Annotated in this window: 3 protein-coding genes; 2 read left to right on the top strand and 1 reads right to left on the bottom strand. The window is 57.4% G+C overall.

Features of this window, described 5'->3' with window-relative positions:
- On the bottom strand, window positions 1-542 hold a 542-nt coding region (locus XcodCFBP4690_RS22000), incomplete at its 3' end, for an IS5 family transposase (RefSeq protein WP_104544383.1).
- Between the two features lie 272 nt (window positions 543-814).
- On the opposite strand from XcodCFBP4690_RS22000, the gene XcodCFBP4690_RS21995 reads away from it, so the two are divergent.
- A complete protein-coding gene (locus XcodCFBP4690_RS21995; RefSeq protein ID WP_104544384.1) occupies window positions 815-1,393 on the top strand; it encodes a hypothetical protein in 579 nt (192 codons plus the stop codon).
- Entirely contained in the window at window positions 1,390-2,739 is a 1,350-nt protein-coding gene (locus tag XcodCFBP4690_RS21990) for a Tle-like phospholipase domain-containing protein (RefSeq protein ID WP_104544382.1), read from the top strand. Before XcodCFBP4690_RS21995 ends, XcodCFBP4690_RS21990 begins: the two co-directional genes overlap by 4 nt.
- Window positions 2,740-3,043 lie beyond the last annotated feature (304 nt).

The following is a 3,043-nucleotide window of genomic DNA, read 5'->3' as shown; positions in this document are numbered from 1 at the left end:
TCGACGAACGCCAGTTTCACCGTCTCGCCGGTGACATACTGAACTTCCTGCGCCAGCGATCGCACTTGGGCGCGTTCCTGCTCGTCTGCTGGGGTGACCTGCACTGCCAGCAGGTGGCCGAGCGTGTCCACCGCCATGTGCACCTTGCTGCCCTTCTTGCGCTTGTAGCCGTCGTAGCCGGCACGTAGTCCGCTTTCGCATGTGGACTGCAGCGTTCGGCCATCCAGGATCACAGCACTGGGCTGCCCCTGCTTGCCTTGCGCCACTCGCAAGATCGAACGCAAGTCGTTGACCATGGCCTCAAAGCAGCCGGCCTGCAACCACCGTTGGGTTTGCTGGTAGACCGCCTCCCACGGCGGAAACTCGTGGGGAATCAAGCGCCAGGGCGCTCCAGCACGCGCCATCCAGCGCAACGCGTTGAACATCAAGCGCAGGTCATACTTGCGCTGCGGTGCCTGTGGATCCATCAGCGTCAAGTAGGGTGCAGCGAAGGCCCATTCTTCATCGGAGACGTCGGTCGGATAAGGGCGTGGTGGCTTCATCCGCATACGATAGCCGCGAAAGCCTCAAGTTCATAACACGCTCTAGGAAACCCTTGGCGTATCAGAAACACTGGGCGTATCAGGCATCCAGAACCCGGAAGATATAGCAATCAAGCGCGCAACTAATGGCCTGATCGAGCATATCCAGCCAAAATAGCGTACCCTCTATTGCGCAATGCGCCCATGCAGCGAAAGCACTTCCAATGCACCCCAAGATTATCGGCCACTTCGCTTTCTTCCTCGTGCCCTTTCTCCTTGCAGGATGCCAACCCATGACTACCCCGTCCTCAGAAGCCGAAGCGACGACCAGCGACCCCACTTACCGGAAGAACCCGCATCCAACGCAGGCGTACCGGCTCACGATGACAATCGAGGATGCGCCGGGGCCGTTCGAGTGGATCTCGGGTACGGCGTTCTACCAGATGATCAACCACAAGCAATGCACGCCGATCGAGCCCATTGCCGGTGTATGGAACAAGTCTGACGAAGATGGGATTCCCATCCGCTTTGAGAAGCGCGATGCGTCCACCTACGTTGCGACGATCTATGCTGATGGCATGGTTGATGCAGATTATTATGGCAAGGGGACGTGTTCTTTTGAGTTAGACGGGGTTGGAATCTCCCTGAAAGCGACCGGCGACAAAAATGAAACTCGATTTCAGCCGGCACTGTTCAAAGATGAAATCTATCGCTCAACGCCCAAGGTTACTTACTTTTGGAAGGGCCGTTATCCAAAAGCAGACATGGAGAACTTCCCTGACGGTGGCGAAACGCGCATGGATCAATTTAATGACATCGCAAAGAACAACCTATTTAAGGTGACGTTGGCCGTGGAAAAGGTGAATCCATGAGAATCACGGGCCAACAATATGCAGCACTCTCAGACGATGTCTACAAGGCACCTAAAGAAACAGGTCCAAATAGTAGACCTGAAGAGATCGGTGGCATTGTTTACAAACGTCTTAAGTACGTTGACAGTCCATCGGGTTACCAAGGCATCGTGTATCAGCGCGTAGACACAAACGAAATAGTCATCGCTCATCGTGGCACAGAGACCGAACGACAGCTAAAGGAAGATGGCCTCTACACGGACGGCGGCATGGTAACATCCCGTCACAACAATCAGGCCGCCGAGGCGGTCGAGTTGACCAAATATGCCTTGAATTATGCGCACGAATTAGGCAGGGGCGGAAAAGTACCCGAAGTCACCGTCACCGGCCACTCGCTTGGCGGCGACTTGGCCCAGGTGACCGCACACCACTTCGGCCTCAAAGGCGAGACCTTCAACGCCTACGGTGCGATCAGCCTGGACCGACGCGTTCCCGAAGGCGGCACCGATGTCATCAATCACGTGATGGCTGGCGATGCGGTCAGTGCTGCCAGCAAGCATTATGGCCAGGTCAAGACCTACGCCACGCCACAAGAAATCGCCACATTGCAGAAGGCAGGTTATGCCAACGACCGCAGTGTGCTGGATGACCGCAACCCGCTTGTCGCCGTCGAGTTAGGTGATTCGCATCGCATGCATAACTTTCTGCCTGTTGACGGCAATGGCAAACCAGATCGTTCGGTGCTGGAAGATCCAAGGTCGCAACAGCTGGCGCAACAGTACGCACCGATGATCGATAAGTACCGCGACGACGTGGCGCTCTTGCGCGGCGGCCTGACCCTGGCATCGCGCAGCGCCCAGTCGATGAACTTGCCCGATGCCATCAACCACCTGCGCGGCACGCTGGCTCCTGGTGCCGGCGCAGCGGAGATGGCGGCCGAGCGCTGGAAGGAAACGCAGCAGCGTATGGAGCGCGAAGACAAGCCGGCCTATGTAGCCCCTGGCTGGAAGCTGCCGCTGGGCAATATCCCAGAGCGCTGCGTAGATCCGGGCGCGCCGGCCATGTCCAATGATCCGTTGTACCGCTCCATCCACAGCAAGTTGCCGCAGGGCACGTCCGATGCCATGGCCATGCATGCCACCGTCGAGGCCAAACGCGCTGGCATCGTCAACGTTGACCAGCTGCGCAGCGTGACCGTGCAAGACGGCAATGCCTGGATCGTCGGCAACACGCCGGGCTTCCGCACCAAAGTGGATCTGGCGGCGGAGGCACCGCCGTTGCAAGAGAGCCAGCAACAGTTGCGCGCACTGGATGCGCAACGGGTGCAGCCCGAGATGACCGCACCAACACCGACGCGCGTGATGTAGGACGGTGGCGTGGCTGATCGACAACGACAATGTCAGCAATAGGCGCCGGGCTTTGGCGTAGTGTTGAAATGCCGGAGAAAAAGGTCGCGCCATGTTGATGGCCGGCTTCGGTACCTCAAGCTCAGGGAGACATCTCAAAATTCAATGTGAAGTTTTCTATTTCGAATGCTCAGAGCCAATCCTTGAAAAGCTCTAAGGAAGGTCTGATCAACTCACCGCAGATGCGCGACACTACCGCCTCATGTAGAGGATTCATCCATGCAGCTGACGTTCGGTGACGCTGAGGGCTTGGGCAAGCGTAAGC

The sequence above is a fragment of the Xanthomonas codiaei genome (assembly GCF_002939785.1).
Lineage (GTDB): Bacteria > Pseudomonadota > Gammaproteobacteria > Xanthomonadales > Xanthomonadaceae > Xanthomonas > Xanthomonas codiaei.
The sequence above is the reverse complement of the archived record's forward strand: the minus strand, read 5'-3'. Positions and strand labels throughout refer to the sequence as shown.